Annotated in this window: 18 protein-coding genes and 2 riboswitches; of the genes, 12 read left to right on the top strand and 6 right to left on the bottom strand. The window is 53.1% G+C overall.

Annotation, left to right across the window (positions count from 1 at the left end):
• Nucleotides 1-57: 57 nt before the first annotated feature.
• From EVJ33_RS05320 to EVJ33_RS05305, 4 genes are all read left to right on the top strand, one after another.
• Nucleotides 58-1,524 carry a carboxypeptidase M32 gene (locus tag EVJ33_RS05320; RefSeq protein WP_131435108.1) on the top strand — a complete coding sequence of 489 codons (1,467 nt, stop codon included), beginning with the start codon at nucleotides 58-60 and terminating at the stop codon, nucleotides 1,522-1,524.
• Between the two features lie 11 nt (nucleotides 1,525-1,535).
• Complete coding sequence (locus tag EVJ33_RS05315) at nucleotides 1,536-2,249, top strand: glycerophosphodiester phosphodiesterase (RefSeq protein WP_131435106.1); 714 nt, start codon at nucleotides 1,536-1,538, stop codon at nucleotides 2,247-2,249.
• A 253-nt stretch (nucleotides 2,250-2,502) separates the two neighbouring features.
• Complete coding sequence (locus EVJ33_RS05310; protein ID WP_131435104.1) at nucleotides 2,503-3,300, top strand: DUF4397 domain-containing protein; 798 nt, start codon at nucleotides 2,503-2,505, stop codon at nucleotides 3,298-3,300.
• Nucleotides 3,248-3,886 (top strand): class F sortase, encoded by a 639-nt coding sequence (locus EVJ33_RS05305; RefSeq protein ID WP_236634541.1) that lies wholly within the window; start codon nucleotides 3,248-3,250, stop codon nucleotides 3,884-3,886. Before EVJ33_RS05310 ends, EVJ33_RS05305 begins: the two co-directional genes overlap by 53 nt.
• A 102-nt stretch (nucleotides 3,887-3,988) precedes the next feature.
• Here the strand turns inward: EVJ33_RS05305 and EVJ33_RS05300 are convergent, their stop codons facing one another.
• Together EVJ33_RS05300 and EVJ33_RS05295 are read right to left on the bottom strand one after the other, a co-directional pair.
• Nucleotides 3,989-4,426 carry a MarR family winged helix-turn-helix transcriptional regulator gene (locus EVJ33_RS05300; protein ID WP_034777659.1) on the bottom strand — a complete coding sequence of 146 codons (438 nt, stop codon included), beginning with the start codon at nucleotides 4,424-4,426 and terminating at the stop codon, nucleotides 3,989-3,991.
• 90 nt (nucleotides 4,427-4,516) lie between these two features.
• Nucleotides 4,517-5,575, bottom strand: coding sequence for a GTP pyrophosphokinase (locus EVJ33_RS05295; RefSeq protein ID WP_201739661.1), 1,059 nt, complete (start codon nucleotides 5,573-5,575; stop codon nucleotides 4,517-4,519).
• 118 nt (nucleotides 5,576-5,693) lie between these two features.
• On the opposite strand from EVJ33_RS05295, the gene EVJ33_RS05290 reads away from it, so the two are divergent.
• Together EVJ33_RS05290 and EVJ33_RS05285 are read left to right on the top strand one after the other, a co-directional pair.
• A complete protein-coding gene (locus EVJ33_RS05290) occupies nucleotides 5,694-5,921 on the top strand; it encodes a hypothetical protein (protein ID WP_131435102.1) in 228 nt (75 codons plus the stop codon).
• 104 nt (nucleotides 5,922-6,025) lie between these two features.
• Nucleotides 6,026-6,349 carry a YflT domain-containing protein gene (locus tag EVJ33_RS05285; RefSeq protein ID WP_236634540.1) on the top strand — a complete coding sequence of 108 codons (324 nt, stop codon included), beginning with the start codon at nucleotides 6,026-6,028 and terminating at the stop codon, nucleotides 6,347-6,349.
• Between the two features lie 41 nt (nucleotides 6,350-6,390).
• Here the strand turns inward: EVJ33_RS05285 and EVJ33_RS05280 are convergent, their stop codons facing one another.
• On the bottom strand, nucleotides 6,391-7,428 hold the full coding sequence (locus tag EVJ33_RS05280) for an SDR family oxidoreductase (RefSeq protein WP_131435100.1): 1,038 nt from the start codon (nucleotides 7,426-7,428) through the stop codon (nucleotides 6,391-6,393).
• Nucleotides 7,429-7,620: 192 nt separating this feature from the next.
• Between EVJ33_RS05280 and EVJ33_RS05275 the strand changes: the two genes are divergently transcribed.
• Nucleotides 7,621-8,916 (top strand): glutamine synthetase family protein, encoded by a 1,296-nt coding sequence (locus EVJ33_RS05275; protein ID WP_131435098.1) that lies wholly within the window; start codon nucleotides 7,621-7,623, stop codon nucleotides 8,914-8,916.
• Nucleotides 8,917-8,964: 48 nt separating this feature from the next.
• Here EVJ33_RS05275 and EVJ33_RS05270 read toward each other — a convergent pair whose 3' ends face one another.
• The 3 genes from EVJ33_RS05270 to EVJ33_RS05260 all read right to left on the bottom strand — a co-directional run bounded on the left by EVJ33_RS05270 (nucleotide 8,965) and on the right by EVJ33_RS05260 (nucleotide 13,212).
• Nucleotides 8,965-10,458 (bottom strand): peptide MFS transporter, encoded by a 1,494-nt coding sequence (locus EVJ33_RS05270; protein ID WP_131435096.1) that lies wholly within the window; start codon nucleotides 10,456-10,458, stop codon nucleotides 8,965-8,967.
• Nucleotides 10,459-10,601: 143 nt separating this feature from the next.
• Nucleotides 10,602-11,846, bottom strand: coding sequence for an MDR family MFS transporter (locus tag EVJ33_RS05265; RefSeq protein ID WP_131435094.1), 1,245 nt, complete (start codon nucleotides 11,844-11,846; stop codon nucleotides 10,602-10,604).
• Nucleotides 11,847-12,111: 265 nt separating this feature from the next.
• Nucleotides 12,112-13,212, bottom strand: a complete 1,101-nt coding sequence (locus EVJ33_RS05260) for an AI-2E family transporter (protein ID WP_131435092.1) — start codon at nucleotides 13,210-13,212, stop codon at nucleotides 12,112-12,114.
• A gap of 174 nt (nucleotides 13,213-13,386) precedes the next feature.
• A riboswitch (SAM riboswitch) is annotated at nucleotides 13,387-13,487 on the top strand.
• Nucleotides 13,488-13,564: 77 nt separating this feature from the next.
• Between EVJ33_RS05260 and EVJ33_RS05255 the strand changes: the two genes are divergently transcribed.
• The 5 genes from EVJ33_RS05255 (at nucleotide 13,565) to EVJ33_RS05235 (ending at nucleotide 18,471) form a co-directional block, all read left to right on the top strand.
• The gene (locus EVJ33_RS05255; protein ID WP_131435090.1) at nucleotides 13,565-14,740 is read left to right on the top strand and encodes an aminotransferase class I/II-fold pyridoxal phosphate-dependent enzyme; all 1,176 of its coding nucleotides are present in this window, start codon (nucleotides 13,565-13,567) and stop codon (nucleotides 14,738-14,740) included.
• On the top strand, nucleotides 14,737-15,753 hold the full coding sequence (locus EVJ33_RS05250; protein ID WP_131435088.1) for an iron-containing alcohol dehydrogenase family protein: 1,017 nt from the start codon (nucleotides 14,737-14,739) through the stop codon (nucleotides 15,751-15,753). The genes EVJ33_RS05255 and EVJ33_RS05250 overlap by 4 nt, the downstream gene beginning before the upstream one ends.
• A gap of 40 nt (nucleotides 15,754-15,793) precedes the next feature.
• Nucleotides 15,794-15,898: riboswitch (SAM riboswitch) on the top strand.
• 73 nt (nucleotides 15,899-15,971) lie between these two features.
• Complete coding sequence (locus EVJ33_RS05245) at nucleotides 15,972-16,793, top strand: MetQ/NlpA family ABC transporter substrate-binding protein (RefSeq protein ID WP_131435086.1); 822 nt, start codon at nucleotides 15,972-15,974, stop codon at nucleotides 16,791-16,793.
• Between the two features lie 9 nt (nucleotides 16,794-16,802).
• Complete coding sequence (locus tag EVJ33_RS05240) at nucleotides 16,803-17,837, top strand: methionine ABC transporter ATP-binding protein (protein ID WP_131435084.1); 1,035 nt, start codon at nucleotides 16,803-16,805, stop codon at nucleotides 17,835-17,837.
• A complete protein-coding gene (locus EVJ33_RS05235) occupies nucleotides 17,809-18,471 on the top strand; it encodes a methionine ABC transporter permease (RefSeq protein WP_131435082.1) in 663 nt (220 codons plus the stop codon). The genes EVJ33_RS05240 and EVJ33_RS05235 overlap by 29 nt, the downstream gene beginning before the upstream one ends.
• Nucleotides 18,472-18,492 lie beyond the last annotated feature (21 nt).

Below are 18,492 nucleotides of genomic sequence, written 5' to 3'. Positions count from 1 at the left end.
CCCGTCTATATTAAAGTAGAGAAGTAACGATACAACTGTCATAGGGGTGGAATCAGAATGGAACTAACAAAGCAGTGGCGTGAACATTTCAAGCAATTACGTGCCTTCGACGAGGCGATTTCTTTATTGTATTGGGATATGCGGACCCAGATGCCGGAGCAATCGGCCCCGCTTCGGGCCGAGACGATTGGTTATCTGTCGACGGAGGCGTTCAAACGCCAGACAAGCGAGTCTTTCAAAGAATTGCTCGCACAGATGATCGAGACCGAGGACTTGACCCCGGTCGAAGTGCGGTCGGTCGCGGTCGCCAAGACCCAGTATGAGCGGAATGCAAAAATCCCGTCATCTGAGTATCAGGCGTACGTGACGCTCGTCTCCGAGGCTGAGACGGCATGGGAGAAGGCGAAAGATCAGGATGACTGGCAGATGTTTGCCCCATATTTGGAGAAGATTATCGGGTTTCAACGCAAGTTCGCCGATTATTTTGGCTATGAGTCGCACCCGTACGATGCCTTGTTATACGATTATGAACCGGGCATGACGGTCGAACAGCTCGATGCGTTGTTTCAGACACTGAGGGATGAACTCGTCCCGCTCATCCGCCAATTGCCGGAACCCGTCCAAGGGCTCGACTGGACGATGGACAAGTCGGTCCAACAGCGATTATGTGAGGATTGGATGCGGGTCGTCGACTATGATTTGACGCGAGGCCGACTCGACGCGACGGTGCATCCGTTTGAGATTACAATCAATCGGCGTGACGTTCGCATTACGACAAAATACGACGAAGCCGACTTCCGCAACGCCTTGTTCGGTACGATGCACGAGGCGGGGCATGCGACGTATGAGCAACAAATCGATTCGGAACTCGACGAGCTCGGTCTCGGAGGCGGTGCCTCGATGGGAATCCATGAATCACAGTCGCTCTTCTTCGAGAATTTTGTCGGACGTAGCGAAGCGTTCTTGAAGAGCGTCTATCCGCGTCTTCAAACAGAAAATCCGGCGCTTCAAGACGTTTCTTTCGAGACGTTTTATGCCGGTGTGAACGAGGCGAAGCCTTCCTTGATTCGAATCGAGGCGGACGAATTAACATATAGCCTGCATATCATTATTCGCTATGAGCTTGAAAAGAAACTGATCCAAGGTGATTTATCGGTCGAGGAGTTACCTGCGGCATGGAACGCGCTCTATAAGGAATACCTTGGCGTCGACGTACCGAGTGACGCGAAGGGCGTCCTGCAAGATGTACACTGGGCCGGTGGGTCGTTCGGTTACTTCCCGAGCTACGCCCTTGGTTTGATTTATGCCGCTCAGTTGACAGAGTCGCTCCGCGATGACCATCCAGATTTTGAGTCGCTCGTCAGCGCTGGCACGTTCGGTCCAATCAAACAGTGGCTCGAGGACAATGTTCATCGTCATGGAAAAGCGCTGACGCCTAATGAACTCATCAAGCAAGTGACCGGGCAAAACATCTCGGTCCGACCACTCGTCCGTTACTTGACGAGCAAATATAAAACGAACTGAGGCGATACCTGATGAGATTCTTCGCACACCGGGGGGTGATGGCTCACCATCCGGAAAACACGATGACAGCATTCCAGGCTGCGCTCGAGGCAGGAGCGGACGGAATCGAGGCAGATGTTCATATGACGGGGGACGGAAAACTCGTCCTCATTCATGACGAGACCATCAATCGGACGACGGATGGCCAAGGCCGAGTGGCCGACATGACCTTATCGGAACTGCGAGGGGTCGATGCGGGCGTCACGTTCGCGGTTCATGAGCAGATCCCGACGTTAGATGAACTAATCGACCTGTGTCAAGGGACGTCGGTCGTGTTGAACCTCGAGGTCAAGACCGATATCGAACGCTATCCCGGCATCGAGCAGCGCTTAGTTGACACGATCCGTAACCGACGTGTCCCTGCTGAACAAGTCGTGTTCTCGTCATTCAATCACATGACGCTAAAACGTTTGAACCAGTTAGCGCCAGACATTGAGTGTGCGGTTCTCTTGGCCCAACCCCTTTATGACCTTGTGGCTTACTGTCAGAAGGTCGGTGCGACCGCCGTACATCCAAACGTTCGAACGATGACCGATGAAGAAATCCTTCAGCTTCAAGCTGAAGGGCTCGCCGTACGCCCTTACACTGTGAAAACGGTCCACGACCTTGACCGGTTTCACCGGCTCAAGGTCGACGCGGTGTTCGTAAACGACATCGACTGGGCGAAAGCACATTCGACCCCGTAACGTTACGCGTTACGGGGTTTTTAAATAAAGACGAAAGGGAAGTGTGGTTAATGTAAAGAAAGCGGTCTCTTGCAAATGTGCTGAACGGCATATTGAGAGCACACCGCCACCTTTACGCCATTGCTCCGTTGTCTTAAGTTTAAGATGTCACCAGCTACATAGCAATCAGATGTAGCACACGTTGCAGCACCGCATCAAACTTGTTGTATGCAGTCAATCGGTCAACCCAAGCAGAAAAAGGAGGAAATTTCACATGAAGAAATTGATGTCTTTACTTGGTACACTCGCCCTGGCGTTCGCACTCATCGTACCGGTCAGTGCAGAAGGACACGAGAACGCGATGGTACGTGTGCTCCATGCTTCACCTGACGCACCTGCGGTAGATGTATATGTCAACGGTGAAGTAGCGGTCGAAGGCGCAGAGTTCAAAGCGCTCACCGATTATTTAACTCTCCCAGCCGGAGATTACAATGTTGAGATCAAGCCGGCTGGTGATGCAGAGACGGTCGTCGTTGCGGCAGACCTCTCGATCGAAGCAGGCAAGTTCTATACAGCGGCAGCAATCGGCCAACTTGAAAATATCGAGATTGCAGCAATGGAAGACGATGCGAACTTTGAAGATGGTAAATCAAAAGTCCGTGTCGCTCATTTCGCACCTGACGCACCGGCAGTCGATGTAGCACCTAAAGGCGGCGACCCACTCTTCTCAAACCTTGAGTTCAAAGCGGTCAGCGACTACGGTACACTCGATGCTGGCACGTATGACCTCGAAGTTCGTCCAGCCGGCGCGACTGATGTCGTGAAGGCACTCGACGGTGTTGCCCTCGAAGGTGGAAAAAACTACACGGCGTTCGCCATCGGACTTCTTGAAGGTGAACCAGCATTTGAAGTCCTTCTCGCAGCGGACGGCGGTGAAATGGCCGGAGCTCCTGAAACAGGACAAGGTGGTCTCGCTCAGACAGCATCGATGAACTGGTTGCTCGCAGCAGCGGTTCTTGGTGCAGCAGCGGCTGGCTTCTACGTCTTTCGTCGTCAGAAGCAAGACGCTTAAGCTTCTCTTGATTGGAACGTTATCGTTCCTCATGCTTGCACCGGTCGCCGGCGCCCCGGACGCGAACGCGAAACTGACGACCGTCGGTTTCGCCGAACCGCTCGTCTTGTCAGCGACCGAGATTGACCGTCAATCTTTTCACAGAGACACGTTCGTCCCAAAACGATTGAAGATTCCGTCAATTGATGTCGATGCCGTCATTCAACCGGTCGGGAAAGACCGACTCGACCGGATGGATACGCCGACAGACGCTGATGAGGTCGGATGGTATCGTTACGGGGCGAAAGCAGGCGCGACAGGCAATGTCGTCCTATCCGGTCATCTCGATGACCTTCGCGGACCGGCCATCTTCGCAAACCTTGGCGAACTGCGCCTCGGAGAATCGGTGACGCTCCAGCGTGGTAAAAAGGTGATCGAATATGAAGTCGTCTCCGTTGAACGGTATCGACTTGAAGACGTGCCACTCGCCTCAATTTTTGCGGCGACCCAATCGACACGGCTTCAGCTCATCACATGCGCGGGACCTTATGACCCGCAACACGGATACCGGGACCGAATCGTCGTCACGGCGATCGCCAAATCTTAAATCAAGAATGAACCCGAGTGCGGGTTATCCGCACTCGGGTTTTTGTGTCGTGTCGTGAAGAAACAAAAAACGACCAGGCCGCGATAATCGGCCTAGTCGTTTTTATGCGTCCATTCGGTCAAGCAGTTTTGACAGAAGAATCAATTCATCATCTGAAAAATCTTCGAACACGTCCATCAAGTACTCGATTTTCATGTCTTCTAACGTCTCGAACAAGGCACGACCTTCTTCGGTCGCTTGCAATTCGACGACGCGACGATCACGTTCGCTGCGTTCGCGTGAGATCAATCCTTTTTTCGTGAGCTCATCCGCAAGGGCAGTGATCATCGAAGCAGAGAATTGAAACTCGTTCGATAGGGCCGAGGCGATTTGAGGACTATTTTGACAAAGCGACCGAAGGATGAAAAATTCGTTTCGCGTCAAATATTGTGAGAACATCGACCGGAGGTTTTTTTTCACTCCGCGATAGTTCATGCGAATCCCTCGCTCAGCATCAGCGACGAGCTGACGGCGGGATGCTGTCTGTACAGGTGTTGTCATCCTCAAGCGTACCTCCTAGGTAAATATCATTATTTGCATATATTTCAGAACATAAAAACATTCTACAACAAAAACATGAAGTCTGTAAAGTTATGATGGCTCTTCTCGGGTACGAAGTTCTTGGATGACTTCATCATAGTGTTTCAAGTCCGGATAGAAGCGGCGGAAGAAGAACTCGATCTGCTGGTCATCCCCTTCTGCGAGCAATTTCGCGAGGACGGCGTAGACGACACCCATCCCTTGACGGGGCAGGAGAGACGATGGCAATAGCGTCGCACATTGGACGGCACGATTGAAGTAGAGATCGAGCGTGTCGCTCAGATCCTGGAATGTGCGAATCTCGGCATAATGGAACATACGCGTCAGCTCGATAATCGTCGACAGGTCGGTGTCGAGCAGCCAATCGCTCTGGAAGATGGCATTGTCGAGTTTCTCGACGGTGACGTCGTTGGCGATATAATAGTTTAAATTGTCCCGGGTGATGCTCACCTTGTCCGGTGATTCGACAATCCGTTCGACCGTCTCTTGTTCGAACGTCCGCAACTGTTTACGGATATTGACGAACTCGGAGTCGGCAATCTCAAGCAATCCGGCAACACGACTAAAACTACGTTTGATTTCCGGTGGGACGGCGTTCGGGTTTTTATAGCCGAGATCGTGCTCGATCTCGGCCCATGCGTGTTGTAAGATTGAACGAACTTGAATCTCCGCCTCTTTGTCCTCAAAGCGACGATATTCCCCGAGAGCGAGCCGCTTGTCACTCAGACCGACGACGTAATGGACGGATAGGTAACCGAACTCGTTTGAGTCGAGCAGAGTGGATTTGTCGATTGACTGTTCGCGGTCGATTCGGAACTCGTCCTCGAGAATTCGGGCAACGGCCCGGACATCGTCATGGAAATACGTCACGATTCGAATCCCTGCCAAATCTTGGACGTCACGTAACGACCGATATTGGTACGGTTTACGTGACAGTTTGGCGTATAGGCTCTCCGTTTCCTTCGCCCGGGCGACAATCGAGTGAAATTGAATCCCCGCGTCGTTCAATAGTTCGCTGAGGAGCGATTTCAACTTAGCGGCGAACGCCTCGTAATCCTCTTTCTCATTCATATAGTCGAGCATGATCGTATTCATATCCTGTCTCGGCATCTACATCACTCCTTGTCTCAATGTCTCTAGTATACCACCATTGAAATCGGTGTCGCACCTTCGTGCATGAAGAGGCGGTATGGTACAATACGGCTTGGAATGGGAAGGAGTGGAGTATGTGAGAGTGACCCATACATTGAAATCGACCGAAAGGGAGAAGTTGGAGATCATTGCGGGGTTGTTAAGACAAGCGGGCTATCGGGGCGGAAAAATCGATTGGCAGACTGGAATCAACATCGTACGCCTTAGTCGGGATGATGTATCGTCTGAACCGGACGAACGGGCTCGAATCCGAGGGATCGTCGACCATTTCGAAATTGAAGATTGGACCGTCACGTTTTCTTGAATCCTTCTTTTATAAATCGCTGGCGGAAAACGGGTTTTATGACTCATTTTTCGGGAATAGTATATTATTCGATTTTAGAACAGCGGACGTTTAGGAGGATGAATATGTTAGAAACAAGAATCGTGCGAGATATGACCTCGGTGGACCATGAAGTGAACGGAATGGTGTCAGGAGGATGTCTGAACGAAAATATTTATTTATTTGCCAAGGATGAAGAGTTGACGGTGCGACTCGCAGCAGAAGCAGGGGTCCAACCGTATCGGATCACCGAGAAAGGGCTTTGGGAATCGCTCATGTCGAAGTTTTCCAAAAACTCGGATGACCGTATCGATCAATTCGAGAGTCTTGGTCTGACGAAAGAGATGGTCGAATCACTCGAGAATGAGATTCAAGCCGGAAAAATCGTCCTCGTCTGTGACAAGTCATAAACAATACAGCCGGAACTGATGAGGATCAGTCCCGGCTGTTTTCATTTGGTTTCGTAATAAGCGTTGACGATTCGACGAAGCGAACGCTCGTTTAAATCAAGCGTTTTAAATCCGGCGTCCTGTAATAGACGTTTCGTGTTCGTGTCGTTGAATGAGATGTTGCGATTTAAATACGGATTGAACACTTTTACCATCTCGTTGAACGTCTGTTCGACGTTACTCAGCGAAGACTTCGCCGTCTCCGTGATTTTCAGATGCGGGAATTCAAGCGCCTGCTTCATGTATTCAAGCATCGTCTCATTGCGTGGCGGGGCATCATTGGTCACGTTGTAAATCGTGTCCGGTCGGGCGTGCTCGATGGCCGCCAGCAACACGTCGGCCACGTAGTCGACCGGGACGAGATTCGACGTGCCTGTCTCGGACCCGAGAAGGCGGATTGGGCCAACGGGTGCACCTTTTCGTTCGAGTCGGCGCTTGAACACCTCAAGGGCGCGCATATAACCATACATCGTGAACTTCGAATCAGCCTCGCCGGTTTTCGAGTCACCGACGATGATGGCGGGGCGGAAAATCGAGACGGACAAATCGCGTCGCGCTGCCCATACTGCCTGTTCGGCATGTGCCTTGCTTTCTTCATACGGGTTATGGAACGCTTGATCGGTTGCATACAACGTCTCATCGCCGATTTCACGCGCTCCTAGCGTGTACGCCGTGCTGACGTGGAAGAAGCGGGGGCAATGTAGCGCTTTTGCGAGCCCGAGCGCTTGCTTCGTCCCGGTTAAGTTTGTCTCGAACAGCTCGTCGCGAAGCTCCTCATCAAATTTGACGAGGGCAGCCATATGGAGCACCAAGTCGAACGATTCGTCATGGCGTGCGATAAATTCATCGTCCGCACCGAGGAGCGGGGCCGTCAAATCACCTGAAAGCACAGTGATCGAGCTCAGTTCGTCTTGCGAGAACATCGCCTTCACTTTTTCAGGCGTACGGGCGAGGACACAAAGCGTATGGCCTCGATGAATCAACTCGCGGGCGAGTCGTCCTCCTAAAAATCCGGTCGCACCGGTCATAAAAATATTCACAGCGTTCTTCCTCTCTTTTCAGTCTCTTTCCATCATAACAAGCGACGGCAGAATGAGCCACTTTCAACCCGATGTTTCAAATTTGGGGTTTAACACTTTTTAAAGTGGGTTATGACTTAAGGAGAAGCGTACGCAAGGTACGTCATGACAGTGTTGATCTGTCAAATAACTTAAGTGAGGTTTTTTAGAATCATGGCTAATCTATTCGGAACTGACAAGGATGGCAACAGGAAGAAGCAAGAAGAGATTGAAAAAACGGTTCAGGAGAAAGGGATCACTCAAATCCATATGTACTTCTCCGACGTGCTTGGAGACTTGAAGCTACTGACTCTCTCTGCAAAATTGTTGCCGGAAGTTTTTGAAGGGAAGACGATGTTTGACGGTTCATCCATCGCAGGTTTCTCTTCCATCAAAAACTCAGACCTATTCTTGAGACCGGATTTAGATCGTCCACGCTACGAACAGGACGGGGACGAGAGCATCCTCGCGTTCTTCTGTGACGTATGCACACCAGACGGGGAACGGTATGAGTTCGACCCGCGTAACGTCTTGAAAGATGCCCTCGAGCGCGCAGCTGGCGACGGATACTCGATCTTCGTCGGCGCCGAGCCGGAATTCTTCATCTTCGACGAGAACGGAGAATTTTATGACGAGGCGGGATACTTCTCGACACGTTCAGAAGACAAAGGCTATGAGGTACGTCAACATATCGCCAACCGGTTGAGTGAGGTCGGCTTCAACATCGAAGCAGTCCACCACGAAGTGGCCCCGGCCCAGCACGAGATCGGTATCAAATATGATGACGCGTTGCACACGGCCGACAACATTCAGTTCTTCAAAGAAATCGTCACATTGGCAGCCCAAGAGAAAAACGCAAAAGTGTCGTTCTTGCCGAAACCGCTCCGCGACGTGAACGGGTCGGGGATGCACCTCAACATCTCGGTCTGGAAAAACGATAAGGATGGCAAACCGACGGTCAACGCGTTCGAAGAGCCTGAGTCGGATTACGGCCTGTCAGTCACAGCCCGTCACTTCATCGAAGGGATTCTGAAACATGCCCGTGCGACGGCCATCTTCACGAATCCGCTCCCAGAATCATATGAGCGTCTCGTGCCAGGTTTCGAGGCACCAGTCAACATCTGCTGGAGCCCGTCGAACCGCAGCTCGATGATTCGTATCCCGGCGTCACGCGGTAGCGCGACACGTGTCGAGGTCCGGAACCCAGACCCGAGCGCGAACCCATATCTTGCCCTCGCGGCCTTGATTTATGCGGGACTCGAAGGGATCGAGCAACAGCTCGAACCGTCGTCACCGAACGAAGACGACTTGTTCGAGTACTCGGCGAAACAAATCGAGAGCCAAGGCATCTCGTCACTCCCGGCGACATTCCATGAGTCGATTCAATCGCTCAAGTCGGACCGGTTCCATGATTACTTCAACCACGACTTGATCGACCGCTACTTGTCGCTCATCCAAGTCCGTAAATAAACGAAGCATATAAAAGCCCATTCCTCGGCCGAGGAATGGGCTTTTTGATTAATGGATCCCACGCATATACTTTTTAATGACCGGGGCGAGTGCGAACAAGATCATGCTGAGCACGATGGCCGCACCACCGATGATTCCGAAATAGAGCATTTCATTCTCCGGTGAGTAGAAACGGACGAGCTGGGCGTTGATCCCTTGCGCCGCCGCGTTCGACAAGAACCAGAGTGACATCGTCTGGGCCGAGAAGGCCGCCGGGGCAAGCTTCGTCGTCGCTGACAAACCGACAGGCGACAGGCTGAGCTCACCGAGCACGACGATGAAGTAACTGAGAACGAGCCAGAGCGGGTTCACGAGCGTGTCCGGTCCACCAAAGTAGGCCGGCAGCAAGATCACCAAGAAACTTAACCCTGCGAACAAGATCCCGAAGGCGAATTTCGTCGGGATGCTCGGCTCACGATCACCGAGTCGGACCCAAAGCCATGCGAATACCGGCGCGAGCATGATGATGAACAGTGGGTTAAGCGACTGGAACCAGGCCGGTGAGAGGGTGAACCCTAAAAATTCAAGGTCGGTCCGCTTATCGGCATAGCTGGCCAAAATCGTCGCCCCTTGCTCTTGAATCGCCCAGAACATGACCGAGGCGATAAAGAGCGGGATATAGGCGATAATCCGTGACCGCTCGACTTCTGTCGTTTTCGGGCTACGATACATGATGATGAAATAAATCGTCGGGATGGCAATCCCGAACACACCGACGAGACCGATGAACGTGTTGATCGTGAATAAGCCTTGTGGAATCAAGACGGCCAACAGGCCACCGATGAGAACCACCGCAATCGTCGTATATTTGATGGCGTTTTTCTTTTCAGATGGCGTCAACGGGTTCGGCACGTATGAGCCGGCTAGACCGAGGTTGCCCTTCTTTGTGACGAGGAAAACGACGAGACCGATGAACATCCCGACCGCAGCGAGTGCGAAGCCCCAATGGAAACCGTAACTTTTCTGGACCCCGCCGACAATCAAAGGCGAGATGAAGGCACCGAGGTTAATCCCCATATAGAAGATACTGAACCCGGCATCACGACGACGATCCGTTTCGTGATACAAGTCACCGACGATGCTCGAGACGTTAGGTTTCAACAAGCCCGTACCGATGACGATCAATGCCATTGAGATGAACAAGAACGTCAGGCTGCCAGGAATCGACAGCACGATGTGACCGAGCATGATGAACACGCCACCGAAGAAGACAGCGCGGGACGTCCCGAAGACGCGGTCGGCGAGCCATCCCCCAATGACCCCGGACATGTAAACAAGTGCGCCGTACACGGACATGATCGACAGAGCGACGTTCTGGTCGAGACCGAGACCACCCTCGGATACCTCGTAATACATGTAGAACACGAGGATGGCACGCATCCCGTAATACGAGAACCGTTCCCAAAACTCTGTAAAGAATAGCGTGAACAAGCCCTTAGGCTGTCCGAAAAAACCTTTTTGTGGCACGCTGTCCACAATTTTCTGTTTATCGATCCTTTCCATGAAAGATCCCTCCTTGACCGTATTATCATAAAAAGAATCATTATGTTTGTAAAGAATAAATGAATGAAAAATTCAAAATTTAACGATTTTGAAACGAAATCAAAAACCACACTAAACAACTAGGTTCAGTGTGGTTTTATACATCAAGCTGACTTCTGTTTCGCTTCGGCCGCACTGATGCGTCGTCCGAGTTGCCAATAAATGAGCCCTGACACGCAGCTGGCGGCTCCAACGAGTATCAAGGCGATGTGACCGGCCCGCTGGTCGAAGAACAAACTCGCCATGATGGGAGCGGTCACCCCGCCGATCAACCATTGGATACTAGCGGCCCCGTTATAAGCGCCGCGCATGTTCTCCGGTGCGATCAAGGCGATGAACGTCTGTTGGACCGGTGACATAATCATCTCGCCAAGCGTATAGAACGCGTACACCGCTAGCAAGATGCTGACAAGGACGAGGTACGGTGTCCCGAGTGAGTAGAGGAGACGCGGCATGACGGCGATCAAGATCATGCCGACACCGAAGATGGTCGCACCGGCGAGCATGACGTTTCCGAACGGCTTGCGGCCAAGTTTCGAGGCGATCGGGAACTGGAATAAGACGACCATGATGCCGTTCAAAGCTAGCATGTAGGCGAACGGGTTCTCGCGATCGGTGAACGACGGCATCGATTCCCGCAAAAACAGGGGCAACATGCTCTCGATGAGTGAAAAGCCCATCGAGATGAAGACGCCGGCGAAGATGAACACGAGGAACACCTTGTCATTGTAGAACACGCGCAACACGTCTCGGTTCGACGGCGTGTCGGCATCGGTCGACTCCGGGAGCGACTCCCGGATGTAGCGGCCGAGGACGAGCGCGTACAGGACGAAGACGAACGCGGCCGAATAAAAGATGTACTGTCGGTCGATAAAGAGAACGGCGCTACCGAGGAGCGGACCGAACGCCGCCCCGATGTTATGGCCCATCCGCAACAGTCCGAACGCCTCGTTCATCTGTTCGGGCTCGGTTACATCCGCTACCATCGCGCTAGCGGCGGGATGGAACAGCGAGTTCGTAAGTCCGAGCATCGCGTTCAAGAGCAAGAGCGGCCAAAACGTCTCGGCGAAGGCGAAACCGACGAGGGCGAGCGCATCTCCAAGGATGGCGGCCATCATGATCGGTTTGCGGCCATATAGATCGGCGAGTCGTCCGCCGACGACCGAGCCGATAAGTGCCATGATCGGTCCGGTCGCCATGATGACCCCGACCTGGATGTAACTGTCGAGCTTGTCGCTGTAATAGAGGACGAGGAACGGCGCGATCATGAACATCATAACGCCGGTGATCGTCTCCCCGAGGAAACGGATCCAAATATTGCGGTCGAGTCGTTTAAGTGATTGAATCATTAGGTTCACCTGCTTTAATTTTTGGAATGAAAAAAGGGACGCAACATGCACAAAGGCATACGCGTCCCTACGATCTTAGACATGCCTCGGAAGGCAGGCGAACGTCACGGATTCAAATCACGGAGAGGCGCCTGCCGGTCAATATGGACTTTTACGTGCGAGCGTTGAATGACTGACATCGGTACCTCTCCTTTCTACATTGGACTGTCTTCTCTTCAAGATTATGATATTTCTGTGAAATGTGTCAACCTAAATCATCAATGTGTCATAATAATTCATTTAAATTCTTACGACTGAGCCGATAATCGATCAAGCGAGACAATACGACTTGAATCATCGCCGTTACCGGCACGCTGATGAACATGCCGACGAGGCCGAACAGGCTACCCCCGATGATGATCGACGTGATGACCCAAAACGGGGTGATGCCGACACTGTCGCCGAGTATCTTCGGACCGAGCCAGAGGCCATCGAACTGTTGCAGCAAGAAGATGAACAGGAGGACGATGAGCGCCGTGAACGGGTCATAGAAATAGGTGATAATGAACGCCGGGATCATCCCGAGCAGCGGACCGACATACGGGATGAAGTTCAATACTCCGATGATGACGCCTAGGAGAAGCGCATAAGGCGCACCGATCACCAACAGACCGACGACGGCCATCACCCCGATGATGAGGCAATCGAGCGACTTTCCGATGATATAGCGCTTGAAGATGTAGTCCATCTCTTGAAAGATATCGATCGTCGTCTTGGCTGATGCGACAGGGAACATCGCGTACAACAGACGCTTGAACATACGGGCAAAGACCTCTTTGTCTTTCAATAGATAGATTGAAATGACGATTCCGATCAAGAAATTGATGAGCGTCATCGTGAAGCTCGACACGTAACTGACCGATGACAAGACGGCGGTCTCGACCCAACCGGAATAGCGCTCCTCGAAGCGACTGAAGTCGATGGCCTGGGCGATCGTTGCGTTGTACTCTTTCAAGTACGTGTTCAGCTGGGCGAGAAACCCATCGATCTGACGGATGTAGAATGGGAGCTCCTCGATGAGCGAGGCGACGCTCGAATAGATGCGCGGGAACAACGTCACCGCAGAGATGACGAGAATTCCGATGAACGTGACATAGACGATCAGCAAGCCTTGATAACGTTTTAAGTGAAACCGTTCTTCTATATAGGACAGGACGGTATTCAGGAGCAGTGCGATGGCGATTCCCATAATGATCGGTGTCAGCAACTGGAACGCGTAGTGCAGCACACGAGAAATCGTATCCGGCTCACTGATGACCTTCCAGAGGACAAGTAAAATCAGGCCGATGACGCTCAACTTCCAAATCAATTGACGATTTAGTTCCAATGGTCCATCCCCTCATGCTTTAAATTTTGTAGAATAGTGTTCACTTTTTACTATGACCGTTTTTTTACCGGGATTCAATAGGGGGCACACATTTTCGAAAAAGGATTGACAAGATTGGTAACGTTTGGTTAACTAAGTGACATATTACAAAAAGACAAATTGCATATAAAACACTTTCTATCAAGAGAAGCGGAGGGACTGGCCCGACGAAGCTTCAGCAACAGATTGATTCAATACTGTGCTAATTCCAGCAAGGTGACCTTGAGAGATGGGAAGGTGGTTGTTTGAATACGTCCGTATCTCGACACCTCTTTCCGCGGAAAGGGGTGTTTTTTGCATAGGAGGACTATTCATGACTGACAGACGCTCAAACTTACTTAAGACGTTACCGCCCCAACATTTCGTCGGACTCGCCGCTGAAGTCGCCGAGCTCGAACAGGCAGGTCGCGATATCATCCGACTCGGTCAAGGAACGCCCGACCTACCGACGCCGGAGCCGATTTGTGATGCACTCCAGACGGCGCTCCTCGACGCTTCGACCCATCAATACGGTCCGTTCCGAGGACAGGCCCGTCTGAAGCAAGCGGTGGCTACGTTCTATTTGAACGAGTACGGGGTCGAGCTCGATCCGGAGACAGAAGTCGCAATCCTGATCGGCTCCAAATCCGGACTCATCACACTTCCGCAATGCGTGCTCGAGCCAGGGGACGGGATCTTGCTGCCGAACCCGGGCTATCCCGACTACATCTCCGGGGCACGACTCGCCGGTGCCGTCGTCCGTGATCTCATCTTACGCGAGGAGAACGGTTTCCTCCCCGACTATGAGACGCTCGATACGGAAGGGGCGAGACTCATGTACTTGAACTATCCGAGCAATCCGACGGGGGCCGTCGCCACACCAGCATTCTTTGACGACACCGTTCGGTTCGCCCAGGAGCGGGACTTGATGGTCGTCCACGATTTCGCATACGGCAGCATCGGATTCGATGGACATGTCCCGCCGAGCTTCCTGCAAGCAGAAGGGGCGAAAGACGTCGGCATTGAAGTGTACACGATGTCGAAGGCGTTCAACATGTCCGGTTGGCGCGTCGCCTTTGCCGTCGGGAACGCTGACATCATCGAAGCAATCAATACGTATCAGGACCACGTCCACGTCAGCGTCTTCTCAGCGATCCAAGCGGCCGCCGTCGCCGCGCTCGAGGCGCCGCGCACCATTCGCGACGATTTGGCACGACTGTACGAGGCCCGTCGTGATCGCCTCGTCGACGGATTGAATCGGGCCGGTTGGGCCGTCGAACCGCCGGAAGGCTCATTCTTCGTCTGGGCGAAAGTGCCTGAGGGCGATGCCAAATCATTCTCGCGGAAGCTGTTATATGAAGCGGGAGTCGCCGTCACGCCGGGCTATTTCTTCGGCTCGGAAGGGAACGGTTATGTCCGTTTCGGTCTCGTCTCACCAGAACCAAAGATTGACGAGGCTGTCGAACGGATTGAACGATTGTTCGCCGCTTATGAGGAGGTACGGGCATGATTCGTCAAGCAGTGCTCGAGTATGACCACTCCGATGACGCGCTCGACCGTCTCGACGACTTGATTGACGGTCGTCGGGCCCATGTCCTGCACGGTCAGAACGGATATGACGTTGTTCGGGACATCCATCCGGCGATTGCGGACTATCCAGCCACGGCGTTCCGCGGAGAGTGTACGGACGCTGAAGTCGAGCGGATCAATTCGTTTGACGCCGACGTGTTGATCGCTGTCGGAGGCGGTAAGCTCGTCGATACGGCCAAACTCGTCGCCTCTCTACGGAACGTCCCGCTCATCGTCATCCCGACGCTCGCCTCGAACTGTGCCGCTTTCACACCACTCAGCGTCGTCTATGAGGAGGATGGGAGCTACGACCGGTACGACATGTTCCGCGTCGTCATCGAGCGGGTCATCGTCGACTCGCGGGTCATGAGGCGCTCCCCCTATGAGTACTTCCGAGCCGGTGTCATCGACACGGTCGCTAAATTTTACGAGGCCCGCTATTTGAGCGGCGACAGCTCGATTGACGCCGGTGTCAACACCGGTCTCGCCTTGGCCGAGCAGTGCGGGCGTCTCGTCGAACTTGATTTGAGCGAGCACGCTTTTGAGTCGTATAACGATGCCGTCCGCTTCGCGGTCGATCACGTGATCGCCATCGGCGGCGCCGTCGGTGGCTTTGGTGACGCCGGGACACGTGTCGCCGTGGGCCATGCGGTCCATAACGCGCTCAGCCGCTTCGAATCGAGCCACTCTTTCTTGCATGGTGACAAGGTCGGGTTTGGACTGATCGTCCAAGAGCGGTTGCGTCGTTCAGCTGACGTCCCGTATTTGGAGGCTTGGTTGAAACGGTTCGGTGCCCCGACGACGCTCGCAACGCTAGGGGTTAGGACAAGTGACATCCCGATTCTCGTCGATTCCGTCATAACCGAGACGGAGTTACAACAGTTGCCGGCACCACTTGATAAAGATTATTTGAAAATAATTTTTGAAAATTTACAATTACCTATTTACAAATAAAAGAATTGAAAGTAAGATGATAACAATTAAATAGACCGATTGCTTATCAAGAGTGGTGGAGGGACTGGCCCTATGAAACCCGGCAACCAGATCATTATGATCATGGTGCTAATTCCAACAGACGAAATCGTCTGGGAGATGAGCGTGTCCGACTTCGTCTTGTCGTGCCCGCCACTCTTCATGAGTAGCGGGCTTTCATTTTGGAGGAGGAAAAACACATGAACATCAAACAGAAAACAGTACTAGCAGGAACATCACTACTCGCCGCCATCGCCCTCTCGGCGTGCGGACAATCGGACGCGAGCGAGGCGCTCAGCACGGAGTCGCTCACAATCGGCGTCACGGGCGGGCCGCACCAACAGATCGCCGAGAAAGTGAAAGAACTCGCGGCCGAAGACGGCCTCGAACTCGATATCAAAGTGTTCAACGACTATAATACGCCGAACACGGCGCTCGCCGAGGGCAGCCTCGACGTGAACAGTTATCAGACGCTCTCATTCCTTGAACTGCAAAAGTCCGACAAAGGCTATAAAATCGACGACGTGTTCAAGACTGTCGCCTTCCCGATGGGTCTCTACTCAGAGAAATTGACCGACATCGAGGACTTGAAAGAAGGCGACAAGGTCGCCGTCCCGAACGACCCGGCGAACGAACTACGCGCGCTCCGTCTCTATGAGACAGCGGGCCTCATCACGCTGAAGGAAGGCTTGACGGACAAGGCAACGAAACGTGATATCGCCGAGAACCCGCTCAACCTTGAATTCATCGAACTCGAGGCATCGCAGCTCCCGACCCAGCTCCCGGAAGTCGCCCTCGCGGCCATCAACACAAACTTCGCGATGGGTGCCGGTCTGTCGATCAACGAGGATGCCTTGTTCCACGAGGACACGGTCGACAACCCGTATCCGAACTACGTCGTCGTCCGCACCGACAATAAAGATGACGAAGTCGTCGCGACGCTCAAATCGTACTATCACTCGGATGAGGTCCGGACGTTCATCGAAGAGACGTTCAACGGCTCGATCGTCCCGGCGTTTTAAGGAGGGCCTATGATTGCACTTAACGGAATCACGAAGACGTTCACGGTGAACAAAGGGACTGTGACCGCACTGGACGACGTCACGCTCACGATTAAGAAAGGCGAGATCTTCGGCATCATCGGTCGCAGCGGGGCCGGCAAGAGTACGCTCATCCGCATGATCAATCTGCTCGAACGGCCGACGTCGGGCCATGTCGAAATTGAGGGACAGGACATCACGAAGCTCGACAAACGTGGGCTCTCAAAACTCCGTCATCGGATCGGGATGATTTTCCAACATTACAACCTGCTCAAGACGGCGACTGTCGAAGAGAACGTCGCCATCCCGCTCCGTCTCGAAGGACTTGATAAGCGCACGATCCGTGAACGAGTGGATAAGTACCTCGACATCGTCGGATTGACGGCGCATCGAAAACACTACCCGGAACAACTGTCGGGCGGACAGAAGCAACGTGTCGCCATCGCCCGGGCCCTAGCGCACGAGCCGGATATCCTCCTCAGCGACGAGGCGACGAGCGCGCTCGACCCGGAAACGACCGAGTCGATTCTTGATCTCTTGCTCGACATCAATCGTGAACTCGGATTAACAATTTTCCTGATCACCCACGAGATGGAAGTCATTGAAAGGATCTGTGACCGGGTCGCCGTCATCGAGGCAGGACGAATCATCGAGGAAGGCAACGTGCTCGACGTGTTCGCGGACCCGCAGCACGGCACGACACGGAAATTTTTGAAGACGAACCTCGACGTGCCGAAAGAAGTCGTCGAAGAATTGAGCACACATGGGACACTCGTCAACTTGTCGTTCATCGGCCATCAAAGTGAACAGGCCGTGCTCGCCCAGTTGACGAAACGGTTCGGCTTGCTCCCGAATATCATCGGGGGTGGCATTAAAAAGCTAAAAGGTGGTCTCGTCGGCAATCTGCTCGTCCACTTGGACGGCGATGAGGCTCAGACCGACCAAGCCGTCCGCTTCCTAGAAGCGAGCGGCGTGAAAGTGAAGGAGGTGACGAGCCATGGTTCAGTTTTGGGGAAATTGGGGTGACTTGATTTGGACGGGGACGATTCAGACGCTCACGATGACCGGCATCGCGCTTGTCATCTCGACGTTGATCGGCTTGCCGCTCGGGACGTTCCTCGTCTTGACGCGTCCGAACGGCCGACTCGCCAACCGTTATTTCTACGGTATTTTATCAAGCGTCATCAACGTCGTCCGCTCGATCCCGTTCATCATCCTCTTGTTCTTCATCCTGCCGTTCACCCGCTTCATCATGGGGACGACAATCGGTGTTCAAGGCGTACTGTTGCCGCTCATCGTGTTCACGGCACCGTATATCGCACGTCTCATGGAGTCAGCGCTGCTCGAGGTCGACCGTGGTGTCGTCGAGGCGTATGAGGCGATGGGCATCTCGACCCGGAAAATCATCTGGTATGTATTGATTCGGGAGGCGCGTTCTTCGATCGTGCTCGGGTTGACGATTGCGACGATCGGTTTGATTGGGGCGACTGCGATGGCCGGTCTCGTCGGAGCAGGTGGGCTCGGCGATATCGCCTATCAGTATGGCCATCTCCGCTTCGAGCCGGAGGTCATGTATGTGACGATCTTCGTCCTCATCCTACTCGTCCAATCGATTCAATCGTTCGGGAACCGTTTGGCGGCCCGGCTCAAGAAGGCATAAGAAAAGAGCTCTGCTTCGGCA

This window comes from Exiguobacterium sp. SL-10, from assembly GCF_004337025.1.
In the GTDB taxonomy this organism is placed as follows: Bacteria; Bacillota; Bacilli; order Exiguobacteriales; family Exiguobacteriaceae; genus Exiguobacterium.
Note: the sequence above shows the minus strand (reverse complement) of the source record. Positions and strands in the feature narration are given on the sequence as shown.